This window comes from Mesorhizobium sp. WSM3860 (assembly GCF_002294995.1).
Taxonomy (GTDB): Bacteria; Pseudomonadota; Alphaproteobacteria; order Rhizobiales; family Rhizobiaceae; genus Mesorhizobium.
Genome location: NZ_NSGF01000017.1, coordinates 45,585 through 61,297 on the forward strand (window position 1 = coordinate 45,585; position 15,713 = coordinate 61,297).

A 15,713-nucleotide genomic window follows, 5' to 3' on the forward strand; every position below is an offset into this window, starting at 1 on the left:
AGGCGGCCTTTTCGAAATGCTTGGACTTCGCAGCGCTTAGCGCTTCGAGAACTGGAAGCTGCGGCGAGCCTTGGCCTTGCCGTACTTCTTGCGCTCGACCACGCGGCTGTCGCGGGTGAGGAAGCCACCCTTCTTGAGCACCGAGCGCAGGCCCGGCTCGTAATAGGTCAGCGCCTTGGAGATGCCGTGACGCACGGCGCCCGCCTGGCCGGAGAGACCGCCGCCGATGACGGTGGCGACGATGTCGTACTGGCCGGCGCGGTTGGCAGCGACGATCGGCTGGTTGAGGATCATCTGCAGCACCGGACGCGCGAAATAGGTCGCGAATTCCTTGTCGTTGACGATGATCTTGCCGGAGCCCGGCTTCACCCAGACGCGCGCGATGGCGTTCTTGCGCTTGCCGGTGGCATAGGCGCGGCCCGACTTATCGAGCTTCTGGACATGGACAGGCGCGGCCGGCTGCGCGGCGGTCGTGACAGTCCCGAGTTCTGCGAGCGAGGAAAGCTCAGCCATTACGAGGCCCTCTTGTTCTTGGAGTTCAGCTTGGCCACGTCGAGCGTCACCGGCTGCTGGGCGGCGTGCGGATGCTCAGTGCCTGCATAGACGCGGAGATTCTTCATCTGGCGGCGGCCAAGCGGGCCGCGCGGGATCATGCGCTCGACGGCCTTCTCGACGACGCGCTCGGGGAAGCGGCCCTCGAGCAGCTGGCGCGCGGTGCGCTCCTTGATGCCGCCAGGATGGCCGGTGTGCCAGTAATAGACCTTGTCGGTGTACTTCTTGCCGGTGAACACCACCTTGTCGGCATTGATGACGATGACATTGTCGCCATCATCGACATGCGGGGTGAAAGTGGGCTTGTGCTTGCCGCGCAGATGGTTGGCGATGACAGTGGCAAGGCGGCCGACGACGAGACCCTCGGCGTCGATCAGCACCCACTTCTTCACCACATCCGCAGGCTTCTGCGAAAAGGTAGCCATGGTTTTGCTCTCAGGTTGACCTTCCTATCCGCGAACGGCAGGAACGGGCGTTTTTTGTTGCTTGAATTGACGGAGAGGCCAAGCCGTCCGGCAATAACAAAACGGCGGCCGTTGCGGCCGCTGTTCCGTGACGGCTTATAGGCGAGGGCGCCGGATGCGTCAAGACAAGCAGAAACTCTTCTGGCGCCGAAAATAAAGCAAAAACAATCAATTGGCAAAACGGTATTATTTTACCGCATACATTCGCTTCGGCGGGATCGAATAGGTGCCGGTGGCGTGAGCCACCGTGTGCCGGTCGGCCCCGGCGACGATGTCGATGTCGAACACCATCAGGCTCTTTCCGAGCTTGAGGATACGGCAGTGGCCGTCGATCGGTCCGGCCTCGGCCTTGCGCATGAAGTTGATGCTGAGATTGGTCGTCACCGAAAGCGCATCCGGCCCGGCATGGCTGAGCACGCAGACATAGCCGCCGATGTCGGCAAGCGTGAATAGCGCCGGACCCGAGACGGTGCCGCCGGGGCGCAGATGCCGCTCGTCGGAATTGAGCCGCACCGTGCAGCCGCCCGGAAACACTTCCAGCGCCTCATAGAAGGAGAACTGGTCGTTGAGCTGCGGATAGACGCTTGCCATCAGCGCGTTGACTTCGGCCGCGGTCAGCACCGGTTTGAGATTGCTTTGAGCGGGCATGCGCGATTCCTATATACGGGGAAGTCCCGGGCGGCGCGCCTGGACCATACGGTGCCACGGAGAAAACACGTCTCGCGGCTGTTCTTCAATCGGCAGCATGTTAGTTCTGTTGCTCCATAACCCGGGACCGCTGATTGAGAGGTTCAAAAATGGCCGAAGTCGTTGCCATCAAGCCCGCCGTCGCCGACGGCCCGGTTCTTGTCAGCCAAGACAAGGGCGTGCTGCGTCTCATTCTTGCAAGTCCGCCGGCCAACGCGCTGTCGCTGGCGACGATGGCTGCGCTGCAGGCGGAGTTCGACCGCGTGAAGGCCGACAAATCCGTACGCGTCATTATCCTGGCCGCGTCAGGCAAAGTGTTTTGCGCCGGCCACGACCTCAAGGAAATGACGGCGCACCGCGCCGAACCGGATCGCGGCCGCGCCTTCTTCGAAGAGACATTCGCCGCTTGCGCCAGGCTCATGCAGACTATCGTGCGCCACCCGAAGCCGGTGATCGCCGAGGTCGACGGCCTTGCCACCGCCGCCGGCCTGCAGCTGGTCGCCAGCTGCGACCTCGCCATCGCTTCGCATGAAGCGACCTTCTGCACGCCCGGCGTCAATATCGGCCTGTTCTGCTCGACGCCGATGGTGGCGCTGTCGCGCAACGTCTCGCGCAAGCAGGCGATGGAGATGCTTCTCACCGGCGAGACGATCGACGCGGCGACGGCCAAGGAATTCGGCCTGATCAACCGCATTGTGCCGCGAGAATATCTGAATCAGGTTGTCAACAAATACGCGCAAACCATTGCTTCAAAATCGTCTTTGGTGGTCAAGACCGGCAAGGAAGCGTTCTACGCCCAGGCCGAGATGGGGCTGGCCGACGCCTACGACCATACCGGCCGCGTGATGGTGGAAAACATGCTGGCGCGCGACGCCGAGGAAGGCATCGGCGCCTTCATCGGCAAGCGCAAGCCGGAATGGGCCGACGAATAATTGACCCCGAGAATGCACCGGCGCTTTTTCATGATTGAAGGTCCGACGTGGCGGCCCGCAAGCAACTGACGCGGCTGAAAGCGCCCTATCTCAAGCGCATCCTGCTTGAGTCTTCGCGGGTCGCGGCTTGGGACGAATATCCATGGAACCTGCCGATCTTCCGGGATCGTGAATTCGAGTTCGAATTCACGTCGGCCATCACCATCATCGTCGGCGAGAACGGCACCGGCAAATCGACGCTGCTCGAAGCCATTGGCGCGCTGGCCGGCTATGACGAGGCGGGCGGCGGAAAGGGCTATATGCCCGTCGATCACTCCATCGCTATTGACAAGAGCGGCGCATCACTTGCTGGCACGTTTCGCGCGCATTGGCTGCCAAAGGTCACCGCCGGCTGGTTCTTTCGCGCCGAGTCTTTCTACTCTGTCGCGCGCTACCTCGATAAGATTGCGCTCGAGGATCCGTTTAAGCCACCACCACCCGATTTCCTGTCCTGGTCGCATGGCGAAGGTTTTATCCGCTTCTTCGAGGAGCGCTGCCGCCGGCAAGGCATCTACATCCTCGACGAACCCGAAAGCGCGCTGTCGCCGACGCGGCAGATCGAGTTGCTGAAGCTGCTTCAGCGGATGGAGCGATCCGGCACCGCGCAGGTCATCATGGCGACGCACTCGCCATTGCTGATGGCCTGCCCGAACGCGCGCCTCTTCCGCATCAGCCGCTTCGGCCTCGATCTGATTGATTTTCAGGACACCGATCATTTTCGCATGATGCGTGACTCCTGCAGCGACCCGGCTGCCTTTCTCGCCGAAGCGCTGTATGAGGACGAGCCATGAATCACGACGCCTACGACAACAGCTACATCGCCGGCATTCTGAACTCGGTGAAGACCATCGCCATGGTCGGCGCCTCGCCAAACGACGTGCGGCCGAGCTATTTCGTGCTGAAATATCTGCTGGCCAAGGGTTTTTCGGTGTTGCCGATCAATCCCGGTCATGCCGGCAAGCAGATCCTTGGACAGACGGTCTATGCCAGCCTGGCCGACCTGCCGCATCCGGTCGACATGATCGACATTTTTCGCGGCTCGGCTGCTGTCCCAGGCATCGTCGACCAGGTGCTGAAGCTCGATCCGCTGCCGAAGGTCGTTTGGATGCAGCTCGGCGTTCGCCATGACGAGGCCGCCGCGCGCGCCGAGGCAGCCGGTATCAAGGTGGTCATGAACCGCTGTCCCAAGATCGAATATGGCAAGCTGTCGGGCGAGATCGGCTGGACCGGCGTCAACTCCGGCGTGCTGTCGTCGAAGAAGCCCTTGATGCGCAAAGGTTTCCAGAGTTTTGGCGTGCGGCAGAAATAGGCGACAACCAGGCGCGCAAAATTATTCCGGGAAGAAATGGATTTTCCCGGGCGTTCGCCGCAGATCGCAAGCCGAAAGGTATTTTCTTCTTTGCATTCACGACCCCGCTTCGCCGAGAATGCCCGGCGATTTCCAAAGATCTGGAGAGGAAGATTTCGATGACCCGTACGCCCGGTTTCAACACTTTAGCCGTCCATGCCGGCGCCAAGCCCGATCCGGCGACCGGAGCGCGCGCCACGCCGATCTATCAGACCACCTCCTATGTCTTTGATGACGCCGACCACGCCGCCTCGCTGTTCGGGCTGAAGGCCTTCGGCAACATCTACACCCGCATCATGAACCCGACGCAGGCGGTTCTCGAGGAGCGCCTGGCCGCGCTCGAAGGTGGAACGGCCGCGCTGGCCGTCGCCTCCGGCCACGCCGCCCAGGTCATCGTCTTCCACAATCTGATGCGGCCCGGTGACAATTTCGTATCTGCCACAAAGCTTTATGGCGGTTCCATCAACCAATTCGGCCATGCCTTCAAGAATTATGGCTGGGAGGTGCGCTGGGCCGATACCAACGATCCGTCGACTTTCGAGAGCCAGATCGACGACAATACCCGGGCGATCTTCATCGAGAGCCTCGCCAATCCGGGCGGCATCTTCGTCGATATCGAGAAGATCGGCGATATCGCCCGCAGGCACGGCCTGCCGCTGATCGTCGACAACACGCTGGCCTCGCCCTACCTCGTGCGGCCGATCGAGCACGGCGCCGACATCGTGGTGCATTCGCTGACCAAGTTCATCGGCGGCCACGGCAATTCGATCGGCGGCGCCATCGTCGACGGCGGCACCTTCGATTGGTCAAAGTCGGGCAAATACCCGATGCTGTCGGAGCCTCGCCCTGAATATGGCGGCCTCGTTCTGCATGAGACTTTCGGCAACTTCGCCTTTGCCATTGCCGCGCGCGTGCTCGGCCTGCGCGACCTCGGCCCGGCAATCTCGCCCTTCAACGCCTTCCTGATCCTGACTGGCCTGGAAACTTTGCCGCTCAGAATGCAGCGTCATTGCGACAACGCAGCGAGCGTCGCCGCCTGGCTTTCGAACCATCCGAAAGTCGCCTGGGTGAACTATCCCGGACTGCCGAGCGACAAGAACAGCGCACTGCAGAAGAAATACTCGCCGCAGGGCGCCGGTGCCGTATTCACCTTTGGCCTCAAGGCCGGCTATGAGGCCGGCATCAAGTTCGTCGAGGCACTGGAGCTGTTCTCGCACCTCGCCAATGTCGGCGACACCAAGTCGCTGGTCATTCACCCGGCCTCGACCACGCACCGCCAACTGTCCGACGAGCAGAAGGTGAAGGCCGGTGCAGGCCCGGACACGGTCCGCCTGTCGATCGGCATCGAGGACGTCAACGACATCGTTGCCGACCTGGAACAGGCTCTGAGCAAGGTCTGAGCGCGATGTCCGCCTTTCTCTCGGTCGATCCCGAAACTGTCGAGCCGGAGGCCGGCGCGCCGGCGCCGGACCGCTTGATCTCCGGCGATCCGAAATTCCGCACCTGGAATGTCGAGGAGCGGGACGGCAGCCTTTATGCCGGCATCTGGGAAGCGACGCCAGGCAAGTGGCGCATCGTCTATGACGAATGGGAATTCTGCCACATCCTGTCCGGCGTTTCAGTAATCGCCGAGGACAGCGGCGACGCGCGCACGGTCAAGGCCGGCGACAGCTTTGTGCTGCGGCCGGGTTTCAAGGGCACCTGGGAAGTGCTGGAGACGACTCGCAAGGAATATGTGATCAAGCTTTGACAGAGCCACTCCGGTTTCTGTGTTGAGTACGTTCGACATTGGCCGAGGCGTTTATCGTTTCGTCAGCCACGGGCGGAGCAAGGAGCGTAGCGACGCAGCGCAGACCCGAGGATCCATTCCGTGACTTTGAAGCTTTGCAGCGGTGCAGAATTCTGCTCCGTTTGCATCCCTTCGCCGAGGTCACTGCGCTCCGCTTCGCGTCGCTACGCCCAAGGGTGACGAAGGGTCAGAAGGCTTCAACTCAAAACGCGGCGGAAAGGTCTTCCAGCCCGTGGAAGTGATAGGTATCGCGGAAACGCGGTTCTTCGGCCAAACGTAACTTTGGCAGCCGGTCGAACAGCGTCTTCAAGGACACTTGCAGTTCGAGCCTGGCCAGCGGCGCGCCTATGCAGAAATGAATGCCGGCGCCGAACGAGACGTTCTTCTGGTCTGTGCGCGCTGGGCTGAAAGTGCCAGGCCCGGCAAACGCCAGCGGATCATGATTGGCCATGCCGAGCAGCAGCGCGACCTTATCGCCGGGCTTGAGCAGAATGCCAGGCGTCACTTCCATCTCTTCATAGGCATAGCGCAGGAACATGTGCAGCGGCGCATCGTAGCGCAGGCATTCCTCGACCGTGGCGGCATTGGCCTCCGGTGTTGCGAAGAAGCGGCGCGCATCGCCGCCCTGCGCGAGGATCGATCTCACGGCATTGCCGGTCTGGTGCACAGTTGCTTCGTGCCCTGCGTTGAGCAGAAGGATTGCTGAGGAAACCAGCTCGTCCTCCGAGAGCTTCTGGCCGTTGTCCTGGGCCTCGATCAGCAGCGAAAGCAAATCGTCGCCGGGTCTCTTGCGCCGCTCGGCGACATAGCCGCGCAGGAAAGCCGCGAAATCGCGCGCGGCGCGGTTGGCCGTTTCCTCGGTCTCGCGCGTGCGGCCGTGCATGTACATGGCGACCATCTGATGCGACCAGTCGAGCAGTTGCGGCCCCATCTCGACCGGAACGCCGAGCATCTCGGCGATGATGGTGATCGGCAAGGGCGAGGCGTAAGTGGGCAGAAGATCGACGGAGCCCGGCTCGAAACGGTCGATCAGTTCATTGGCCAGAGCCTCGATGCGCGGCCTCAGCCGCTCGACCTGGCGCGAGACGAAGGCCCGATTGACCAGTGTCCGCAATCTCGTGTGGACCGGCGGCTCGAGTTCCAGCATGGAATTCGCCTCGATCGCGTCGAAGGCCGCGAGATGCGAGCGGTCGTCACTGAGACCGCGGCTGTCGGGAATGCCGGCCGGGTTCTGGCGGCCGAAACGGCGGTCGCGCAGCAGGCGGTTGACGTCGTCGAAGCCGCCAAAACACCAGAAGCCGTAGTCTTGCCAAAAGAAGGCATTGGATGCGCCATGCAGGAAAGCATAGGCCTCATAAGGGTTCTGAACGAAGGCGGGCTCGTGCGGATCGAGTCGCAGGCGGCGGCTGACGGGGTCGAACGTGAGATAGGGTGGCATCATGTTTGACCATTAGAGCAATTCCAGGAAAAGTGTGTAGTGGTTTTCCGTCCGGAATTGCGTAAAAACAAATGGTTAGAGCAGTTCAGCGTTTCCATGAAACGCTGAACTGCTCTAGCGCCTTGCCGGCCCGATGCCAGACCGCATCTTCGCGCCGTTCGCGCCGACAGATTGAGCCAGGCTGGCCGCTGGAGAGGAAGAGCGCGTGGCCCGCACATGCCTCCGGCGGAGCGCTTCAGCGTCCCGTCTTCAGGACACCGGTCACCTTGGTGGCGATCGCGGCATCGAGCGCCTGCCAGTTCCCGAGCAGCTCGCGGGGGAAACGGTAGGTGAGGCTGAGATCGTCGCCGACCTGGATGTCGCGCTCGCAGGGGGCCAGCGATTCCTCGGCACTTGGGCCGCTCAGGCAGCGGGCGACGAACGGGTCTTTACCGGGACGGTCGGCGACCGCCAGCACCTCGTTGAGATAGCCTGACTTCTCGGCGAAGCCGTAGAGCGTCGTCCCGCCCGGACTAGGCGTGCCCGGCTTGACGATCAGGGCGCTGTAGATTGGGGCGAAACGGCCGCTCATGTCGCGCGACATCATCCGCGGCTCGAATGACAGGAAGATGATCTTCCTGGTCGTGGCGTGGTTGAAGTCGTCGCGCGCGGCGGTGCTGTAGCCGTCCATTTCGGGATAGCGCAGATAAAGGTCGAGGCGCGAGGCGATGCCGTCGCGCCTGGCCTGGTCGAAGCGGATGAAGTTGGCCGGCACGCTGATCACATTGTTGCCCATGACGATCTGGCGCACGGTCGTGTCGTCGGTATAGCCGGCCATGGCGATGGACCGGCCGAGCCATTTGCCGCCGAGGCTGATAGCCACCGAAAGCAGGGCGAGCGCCGCGAAGACGTAGAAGACCCGCTTCATCAAGGTCGAGTCGACGACCTCGAATTCCTCCGCGGCGGCTGCCTCTCTCATCGCGATTCCCCGATCCGCTCACCTGTCCTCAGGTGGCACAGCTGGCGCGGCATGGCTCTTGCAGCGCGTCGGCACGACTGTGCGGTCTCATGGTAAACGGTTGGTAAAGATGGATCTCATGCTGCTCCCTCTCTACGCGTTTGCGGTCGGCCTGACGGCTTGCGGCCTCGCTGGCTCGGCGATGGAAATCGTCTGCGGCCGCCGGCTGGCCTTCGCCGAACCCTATGTCACGCCTGCGCATATTGTCCGCTCGCTCGCGGTGACCGCCTGTGCCGGTCCGTTCATGCTCACCAATGATGCGCTGGCTGCACGGCGCGAGGGGCGCATCGGCACGCTGGCGCTGCTTTCCTGCGGCTGCACGGCTATGGCGTGGGCACTAGCGCTCGGCATCGTGTTGATCACCATTGCATCCTGGGCAACGGGTCTCCTAAGCTCCACCGAATTCTCGGCATGAGACGAATCGGAGAAAAGATGCCGATCTATGCGATCGACGGGAAGGCACCCCGGTTCGAGGATGCCGAAACCAACTGGATAGCGCCTGACGCCACGCTGATCGGCGATATCACGATAGGCCGCAATGCCGGCTTCTGGTTCGGCGTCGTCATCCGCGGCGACGGTGAGCCGATCACCATCGGCGCCGACACCAACGTGCAGGAACACACGGTCATGCACACCGATCCGGGCTATCCGCTCAGCATCGGGCAGGGCTGCACGATCGGGCATCGCGCGCTGCTGCATGGCTGCACGGTCGGCGACAACAGCCTGATCGGCATGGGCGCCATCGTGCTCAACGGCGCGAGGATCGGCAAGAATTCGCTGGTCGGCGCCGGCGCTTTGGTGACGGAAAACAAGGTGTTCCCGGACAATTCGCTGATCGTCGGCTCGCCCGCCAAGGTGATACGGGTGCTGGACGACGCGGCAATCGAGAGGCTCCGCGTCTCGGCCGCGCACTATGTCGCCAACGGCAGGCGCTTCAAGACCGGGTTGAGGGAGCTCTGAGAGCGGTTCGGTCTGCCGTTTCGGCCGCGGCCTTATTGACTGCCTCGAGACATCGCCTCACGCAGCAGCGACGCCCCCGCTTCGAAACCGGCTTGGTCTGCACCTTCCAGGGCGGTTTCATTATCATCGATGCGCGTCCTGAGCGATGGATCCGCGCCCGACGCCAGAAGCAGGCGGATTGCCTCGGCGTCGCGCTGCGCCACCGCGTAATGCAGAGGCGTCCAGTCGTTGACCCCGCGCATGTTGGGGTCGGCGCCGTGCTCGAGCAGGATCCGGATAAGCTGCAGCCTGTCCGGCCGCTCGGTGGATAGCGCGGCGATGATCGACGGGAAGCCGGCAGGATCCTGGTAATTCGGATTCGAGCCGGCATCAAGCAGCGTGGCGATCAAGGCGGCCGGGCTCCAATAGATCGCGTATTCCAACGGATGGCCGAGGCCGAGCTCGAACGGCATCCTCTCGTCGTACCATCGCGCGGAGCCGCCGAGCGCCTTGCCAAGCCCCTCGAAATCCCCAGCCTTGAAGGCGTCGTCTATCGCCTTGAACAGCTTGGCGCGCTCACAGCGGTCGTCAGGGATTTTTAGCATCACCGTCCATCCAAAATAGACGGCCATATTGCTCCGGTCTGCCGCTCCGAGAAAGGTCCGAAGGGCGAGGGCAAAAAAAGCGGAGCCGGCCCGGGGACAGGGCCGGCTCCTAAAACCCGGTCGTTGGGGACGGGGAGGGTGGGGACTCGACCGGGCTTTTGCTAGACACGCCGTATGAATGCGGCGTGCTCAATCTCGTCGTGCATATCGTTGCCCAAAATACGCTGCGCATTTTGGGCGACATGCATTCGGGTCCTAGCGGACGCTGGCGACCGCGTCCTCGCGGCCGTCGTTGATCGAAACCCAAACGCCCGAATTTTCGGTCGATTGACGTTTGAGGTAGGTGTAGACCGTGTCGTTCCAGGCGAGCACTTTCGGCTCGAGATTGTCGAGGATGAACTCGCCGAGGCTGGTGCGCACCGTCAGCACCGCGTGGCCGTCGCCGTTCGGCTGTCGCACGACCGTCATCAAAAGGTCGCCGGCGGGGACACCGGCGGCCATCAATTCGCGGCGCTTCTCCAGCGCGTAGTCCTCGCAGTCGCCAACACCGTTGTCGGGATAGGCCCAGTATTCCTCGACCCCGTAGATCTCCATATCGGTACGTGGCTTGACGCGGGTGTTGACCGAATTGTTGACGTTGATCATCGTCGCCCACAGCTTGCGGGTCAGCTCGACAGGAGACCCATTCGGCGTCCTCTCATTGCATTCGACCGGAATGCGCTGGCAGAATTCATAGTGGCCGACCGGCTGGGTGGTGCGGCCACCCGTATGCATGAATACCGGTCCCGCGCTTGCCGTGCCCCAGGCGGAAAGCTGCATCGCCATTGCCAAGAGCAACAGCTTGCCCCTCGTCATTTTCATTATGGTAGTCTCCCCGTTTGAGAGAGACTGTGCCACGTTGGGATTTATTTGACGCAAAAACCCGAAGTAGAGATTGAGTAAAACGCCCGTAGATTAAATATAAAATTTGAACTATCTCGATTTCGGATTGTTGAGAATTTGACCGGGCGTCCCACCCGGATCGTGTGGCATCTCGACATGCCGCCCGGCTGCCAGAAGGCGCTGATCCGGCCAACAAAAAACCGGCCGCTCGAGGCCGGTTTATGCATACCCGGACTCTAAGCGGTCAGGACCGCGGAGCGTTGAATTCCGAATCCAAGGTTTCCGGCCGCTGAATGACGGCGAACTCGATGGCGACGCCGTCCTCGAAGTGACGCACCACCTGGCCGCGCATCGTTCCCAGCATGACCTGCACGCCGATTGCTGGTTTGACGTCGATCTCGATCGCCGCGCCCGAGAGCGACAGGTCGATGATGCGGCACTGATACTGGCGCCCGTCGGTGAGCTGAAGCACGCCCATCGGATTGCGCGGCGCGACGCGCTCGTGGCGGCGGTCTTCCGGCAGGTCGAGCTCATGCTTGTTGGCAAGCCAGGTGAGCTGCGCGGCGAGCTTGTCCTTCTTGCGATCCGAAGCGATGACGGTCATGGCGAAGCCGTCCTGCGAGGTTCGCGTCACGATGCCTTCGATGCGACCGATATGATCGATATAGGCAATGACCTTTTCGCCCGGCATGCCGACGCGATCGGTGCGCAAGGCGACATTGCCTGGCGACATGTCTATCACCTGGCACGCATGTTCCGTGCGGTCCTCCAGCATGAAGCGTCCGTAGATTTTTACCCGGACACGCTGAAAATTGCGGCGCTCCACACGGGACGGCGCATATTCCGCCGCTGACCTCATGACTGCCTACACCCCGTTGGCATTCCGCGCGACGATGCGAGGAATTTCACCGCAAAAGCTACAGCAAAGCAGGTTAACAAAGGGGAAAACCGGTCCCCAAATGGCTTGGGATCGGACGCCTAGGCAAGGCAAAAGCCACGTCAGATCCGGGGGTAAAACCTCGCGATCCGGCCTTACTCGTTGCGCCCGCCATCGAAGACGACGAGGTGCCGGATCCGGCGCACGCGGCCGAGCGCCGAAATGGTCTCGGGCGCGTCGAACTCCGTCGGTACGAGCGACGGAACATCGATCGCCGGCCGGTTTTTCAGGAACATCGGTTCCTTCTCGGGATCGATCACCCGGATCGCGTCGATCAGGGCGTCGGCGAGCGGGTCGGCACCAAGCCAGAATGGTCGATCCGCGGCGCTGACGATGCCGAGGCAGCGAGGGCTCTCGACGCCGTCGAGCGGCAGCGCCAGCAGCTCGAACTTGCAGGAACGGCCGTTTCGGCTGAATCCTTCATAGGTCAGAAGCAGCACCGATTTCTGGTCGAAGACGCCATGGATAAGCCGCGACATGAGCCGCTGGTCCTTCTCGCGCCAGAGCGAGGGGAAGGAGAACCCTTTGAGCTCGCGGCCGTAATAGGCGCAGAGCCTGGTGCCGGCCAGCCGGAACACGGCTTCGCCGCGTGTGTCGCGCTCCAGGATGAACGTATCGGCCAAGAGCGTCTTGATGTCCGCCGGCTCCACTTCCGAACGTTTGGGAGCCGGGCGGCCATCACGCAGCCGGTTCCAATATTGGAACAGCGTGATTGATCCGTTCTGATTCATTTCCATTCCGCTCCGGCAATCTGTCTTTCTTGTTGTCCCATCGGCGAACAGACAGGGCGCCCTCCGATGACCTTCATGCGGTGCGGAGCAGGATGCGTGCCAGCATCGTTAACGTTTGTTCACGTCTCGGGGCCGTTAAGGTTAACAAGTAGTTTACGTTGCTTGCCGGCGGGGCCTGTGGCACATCAAAAACCACTCCAAAACGGTCGTTTCAGCAGCGATCGGCAGCACTTCAGTCAGTTTTCGGGGAGCAGGGGACTCGACCGGCCGTTCAGGGAAACCTGGACGGCTTTCTTTTGATTCGCAGCGTCGCCGATCCAGGCGATTCAGCTTGGGGCGATTCGCGGGTTTGTGATTCGATCAGGCGTGAACTACATGCTCGCCCGAAATCGAGTCTCCAGCCAACTGCAAAGAGGCGCATGAGCGAACCGGCAACCCCGACCGAATCCGAACCGCAGCCGGACGACGAAGCGCCGGAGCCGCGCCGCGAGCCGGTGTTCAACCTGCCGCCGGTGGTGCTGGCTGTGATGGGAATCTGCGCGATCGTCTTCCTGCTGCAGCAATATGTGCTGAACGACGACCAGCAAATGACCCTGCTCTACGACGGAGCCTTCATTCCGGTGCTTTACACCGGTCAATACGGCTTCGACTGGTTCCTGTTCACGCGCCCCTTCACCTATGCTTTCATGCATGGGGGGTTCGCTCACATCGCCATCAACATGGTCTGGCTTGCCGCTTTCGGCTCACCGCTCGCCAATCGTTTCGGCGCGGCCCGATTTGCGGTGTTCTACGCCGTGACCGGGCTGGCTTCGGTCGCGCTGTTCTGGGCCATGCACCCTTACGGCGAGATGCCGCTGGTCGGCGCTTCGGGCGCGATCTCGGGCATGATGGGAGCGGCGGCGCGCTACGGTTTCCGTATCGATCGCTCGTCAGGCCAGGCGGCCTTCGCAGGCGAGCCGTTGCCGATCCCAATCGTGCTGCGTTCGCGCGGCGTCATGACCTTCCTCGGCGTCTGGATGGTGATCAACCTCGCCACCGGCCTTCTTGGCTTTGCACCGGGCATCGACGGACAGATCGCCTGGGAAGCCCATATCGGCGGCTTTGTCGCCGGCTTTTTCGGCCTGCGCTTTTTCGATCGGCCCCAGCCGTCCGAGTAGCGCTGCGGCGCACTTGAAATGCAACCAATCGCGGCGCACCATGTTCACCGGAACGTGAATGCCGGTCAGGGCAGGAGCCGGCAGGCAAGGCACAGGAGGCCGCCATGACTGTGAAGGCAATTCTTGAGCAAAAAGGCCATGACGTGTTCACACTCGGGCCTAATGAAAAGCTGAGCGAAGCCATTCGTATCCTGACCGAGCATAGGATCGGCGCGCTCGTCATCACCAATGGCGACCGCAAGATCGTCGGCATCCTTTCCGAGCGCGACATCGTGCGGGTGTTGGCCAGGGAGGGCGCGGCCGCGCTCGATATTCCGGTCCGTTCGGCCATGACGCCGAAGGTCAAGATCTGCAACGAGAGCCACACGGTCAACGAGGTCATGGAGATCATGACGAAGGGTCGCTTCCGCCACCTGCCGGTGGAGAAGGACGGCATGCTCGACGGCATCGTTTCCATCGGCGACGTGGTCAAGCGCCGCATCGAGGATGTCGAGCGGGAGGCCGAGGAGATCCGGGCCTACATCGCCACCGCCTGATACAGGCGGGAAGGAGCCGCCAGCACAGCCCGGCGGCTTACAAGCGCAGGCAGCTAGAAGGCGTGCGCGCGGCTTTGCACTTGTCTCAATGAACGGTTTGCACTAGCGAGTGATGCGATTTTTCGCAACGCGACAAGCAAAATCGCGCCAGCCACAAAATGCGACCCATAGGCCTCCATGAGCATCATCGATACCCGTACGCCCGACCCGAAACGCCTGATCTCCGGCGCCACCGGCGACTGGGAAATCATCATCGGGCTCGAAGTGCATGCGCAAGTAACGTCCGAGGCAAAGCTCTTCTCCGGCGCTTCGACCTCTTTCGGCGCGGCGCCGAATGCCAATGTCAGTCTGGTCGACGCTGCGATGCCCGGCATGCTGCCGGTGATCAATGAGGAATGCGTCAAGCAGGCGATCCGTACCGGGCTGGGCTTGAAGGCCGCGATCAACCACAAGTCGGTCTTCGATCGAAAGAATTATTTCTACCCGGACCTGCCGCAGGGCTATCAGATATCGCAGTACAAGCAGCCGATCGTCGGCGAGGGCAAGGTGATCGTCTCCGTCGGGCCGGACCGGCAGGGCGAGTTCGAGGACATCGAGGTCGGCATCGAGCGCCTGCATCTGGAACAGGATGCCGGCAAGTCGATGCACGACCAGCATCCGACCATGTCCTATGTCGACCTCAACCGGTCCGGTGTTGCGCTGATGGAGATCGTTTCCAAGCCGGACATGCGCTCCGCCGACGAGGCCAAAGCCTATGTCAGCAAGCTGCGCACCATCATGCGCTATCTCGGCACCTGCGACGGCAACATGGACGAGGGTTCGTTGCGCGCCGACGTCAACGTCTCGGTGCGCCGTCCGGGCGGCGGCTTCGGCACACGCTGCGAGATCAAGAACGTCAACTCGATCCGCTTCATCGGCCAGGCCATCGAGTCCGAAGCGCGCCGTCAGATCGCCATCCTGGAAGACGGCGGCGCGATTGAGCAGGAGACGCGGCTATTCGACCCCAACAAGGGCGAAACGCGCTCGATGCGCTCCAAGGAAGAGGCGCATGACTACCGCTATTTCCCCGACCCCGACCTTCTGCCGCTGGAATTCGACCAAGCCTATGTCGATGATCTGGCACAGCATCTGCCGGAACTCCCGGACGAGAAAAAGGCGCGGCTGATCGGCTCGCTCGGCCTCTCGCCCTACGACGCCTCGGTGCTGGTGTCGGACAAGCCGGTCGCCGACTATTTCGAGAAGGTGGCCTCGGGGCGTGACGGCAAGCTTGCCGCCAACTGGGTCATCAACGACCTGCTGGGCGCCCTCAACAAGGCCGGCAAAGATATTGAAAATGCTCCGGTTTCGCCTGAGCAGCTCGGCGCCGTGATCGATCTGATCAAGGAAGGTACGATCTCCGGCAAGATCGCCAAGGACCTGTTCGAGATCGTCTGGAACGAGGGCGGCGATCCGCGCCAGCTCGTCGAAAGCCGCGGCATGAAGCAGGTGACCGACAGCGGCGCCATCGAGAAGGCGGTCGACGAGGTCATCGCCGCCAACCCCGACAAGGCCGAGCAGGCCCGCGCCAAGCCGACCATGGCCGGCTGGTTCGTCGGCCAGGTGATGAAGGCGACCGGCGGCAAGGCGAACCCGCAGGCGGTCAACGAGCTGGTCAAGGCCAAGCTCGGCATCGAATAGAGC

The 15,713-nt window shown here is 62.1% G+C and carries 19 protein-coding genes; 10 read left to right on the forward strand and 9 right to left on the reverse strand.

Annotated features, from left to right (window positions below):
* Window positions 1–36: 36 nt before the first annotated feature.
* The 3 genes from rpsI to CK220_RS23415 form a co-directional block, all read right to left on the reverse strand.
* Window positions 37–513: a 30S ribosomal protein S9 gene (rpsI, locus tag CK220_RS23405; protein WP_066989448.1), complete on the reverse strand. Its 477-nt coding sequence runs from the start codon at window positions 511–513 to the stop codon at window positions 37–39.
* On the reverse strand, window positions 513–977 hold the full coding sequence (gene rplM / locus CK220_RS23410) for a 50S ribosomal protein L13 (RefSeq protein WP_066989450.1): 465 nt from the start codon (window positions 975–977) through the stop codon (window positions 513–515). Before rplM ends, rpsI begins: the two co-directional genes overlap by 1 nt.
* Window positions 978–1,202: 225 nt before the next feature.
* Window positions 1,203–1,664, reverse strand: coding sequence for a PaaI family thioesterase (locus CK220_RS23415; protein WP_095813802.1), 462 nt, complete (start codon window positions 1,662–1,664; stop codon window positions 1,203–1,205).
* 149 nt (window positions 1,665–1,813) lie between these two features.
* On the opposite strand from CK220_RS23415, the gene CK220_RS23420 reads away from it, so the two are divergent.
* The 5 genes from CK220_RS23420 to CK220_RS23440 all read left to right on the forward strand — a co-directional run bounded on the left by CK220_RS23420 (window position 1,814) and on the right by CK220_RS23440 (window position 5,772).
* A complete protein-coding gene (locus CK220_RS23420) occupies window positions 1,814–2,635 on the forward strand; it encodes an enoyl-CoA hydratase (protein WP_095813803.1) in 822 nt (273 codons plus the stop codon).
* A gap of 47 nt (window positions 2,636–2,682) precedes the next feature.
* A complete protein-coding gene (locus tag CK220_RS23425; protein WP_095813804.1) occupies window positions 2,683–3,465 on the forward strand; it encodes an AAA family ATPase in 783 nt (260 codons plus the stop codon).
* Window positions 3,462–3,983, forward strand: a complete 522-nt coding sequence (locus CK220_RS23430; RefSeq protein ID WP_095813805.1) for a CoA-binding protein — start codon at window positions 3,462–3,464, stop codon at window positions 3,981–3,983. The genes CK220_RS23425 and CK220_RS23430 overlap by 4 nt, the downstream gene beginning before the upstream one ends.
* A 158-nt stretch (window positions 3,984–4,141) precedes the next feature.
* Window positions 4,142–5,422 (forward strand): O-acetylhomoserine aminocarboxypropyltransferase, encoded by a 1,281-nt coding sequence (locus tag CK220_RS23435; RefSeq protein WP_095813806.1) that lies wholly within the window; start codon window positions 4,142–4,144, stop codon window positions 5,420–5,422.
* A 5-nt stretch (window positions 5,423–5,427) separates the two neighbouring features.
* Window positions 5,428–5,772, forward strand: a complete 345-nt coding sequence (locus tag CK220_RS23440) for a cupin domain-containing protein (protein ID WP_095813807.1) — start codon at window positions 5,428–5,430, stop codon at window positions 5,770–5,772.
* A gap of 241 nt (window positions 5,773–6,013) precedes the next feature.
* On the opposite strand, the gene CK220_RS23445 is transcribed toward CK220_RS23440, so the two are convergent.
* A complete protein-coding gene (locus tag CK220_RS23445) occupies window positions 6,014–7,252 on the reverse strand; it encodes a cytochrome P450 (protein ID WP_095813808.1) in 1,239 nt (412 codons plus the stop codon).
* Window positions 7,253–7,484: 232 nt separating this feature from the next.
* Entirely contained in the window at window positions 7,485–8,207 is a 723-nt protein-coding gene (locus CK220_RS23450; protein ID WP_095813809.1) for a hypothetical protein, read from the reverse strand.
* Window positions 8,208–8,316: 109 nt separating this feature from the next.
* Between CK220_RS23450 and CK220_RS23455 the strand changes: the two genes are divergently transcribed.
* On the forward strand, window positions 8,317–8,661 hold the full coding sequence (locus CK220_RS23455; RefSeq protein WP_095813810.1) for a hypothetical protein: 345 nt from the start codon (window positions 8,317–8,319) through the stop codon (window positions 8,659–8,661).
* Between the two features lie 17 nt (window positions 8,662–8,678).
* Window positions 8,679–9,206: a gamma carbonic anhydrase family protein gene (locus CK220_RS23460; RefSeq protein WP_095813811.1), complete on the forward strand. Its 528-nt coding sequence runs from the start codon at window positions 8,679–8,681 to the stop codon at window positions 9,204–9,206.
* A 32-nt stretch (window positions 9,207–9,238) separates the two neighbouring features.
* Here CK220_RS23460 and CK220_RS23465 read toward each other — a convergent pair whose 3' ends face one another.
* The 4 genes from CK220_RS23465 to CK220_RS23480 all read right to left on the reverse strand — a co-directional run bounded on the left by CK220_RS23465 (window position 9,239) and on the right by CK220_RS23480 (window position 12,340).
* Entirely contained in the window at window positions 9,239–9,790 is a 552-nt protein-coding gene (locus CK220_RS23465) for an ankyrin repeat domain-containing protein (RefSeq protein ID WP_176479177.1), read from the reverse strand.
* Window positions 9,791–10,045: 255 nt separating this feature from the next.
* Window positions 10,046–10,651 carry a transglutaminase-like cysteine peptidase gene (locus tag CK220_RS23470; protein WP_095813813.1) on the reverse strand — a complete coding sequence of 202 codons (606 nt, stop codon included), beginning with the start codon at window positions 10,649–10,651 and terminating at the stop codon, window positions 10,046–10,048.
* A 265-nt stretch (window positions 10,652–10,916) separates the two neighbouring features.
* Window positions 10,917–11,531: a PilZ domain-containing protein gene (locus CK220_RS23475; RefSeq protein WP_095813814.1), complete on the reverse strand. Its 615-nt coding sequence runs from the start codon at window positions 11,529–11,531 to the stop codon at window positions 10,917–10,919.
* 173 nt (window positions 11,532–11,704) lie between these two features.
* Complete coding sequence (locus CK220_RS23480) at window positions 11,705–12,340, reverse strand: PAS domain-containing protein (protein ID WP_095813874.1); 636 nt, start codon at window positions 12,338–12,340, stop codon at window positions 11,705–11,707.
* A 419-nt stretch (window positions 12,341–12,759) separates the two neighbouring features.
* On the opposite strand from CK220_RS23480, the gene CK220_RS23485 reads away from it, so the two are divergent.
* The 3 genes from CK220_RS23485 (at window position 12,760) to gatB (ending at window position 15,710) form a co-directional block, all read left to right on the forward strand.
* Entirely contained in the window at window positions 12,760–13,497 is a 738-nt protein-coding gene (locus tag CK220_RS23485) for a rhomboid family intramembrane serine protease (protein WP_095813815.1), read from the forward strand.
* A gap of 104 nt (window positions 13,498–13,601) precedes the next feature.
* Window positions 13,602–14,033 carry a CBS domain-containing protein gene (locus CK220_RS23490; protein WP_095813816.1) on the forward strand — a complete coding sequence of 144 codons (432 nt, stop codon included), beginning with the start codon at window positions 13,602–13,604 and terminating at the stop codon, window positions 14,031–14,033.
* 177 nt (window positions 14,034–14,210) lie between these two features.
* A complete protein-coding gene (gatB, locus tag CK220_RS23495; RefSeq protein ID WP_095813817.1) occupies window positions 14,211–15,710 on the forward strand; it encodes an Asp-tRNA(Asn)/Glu-tRNA(Gln) amidotransferase subunit GatB in 1,500 nt (499 codons plus the stop codon).
* Window positions 15,711–15,713 lie beyond the last annotated feature (3 nt).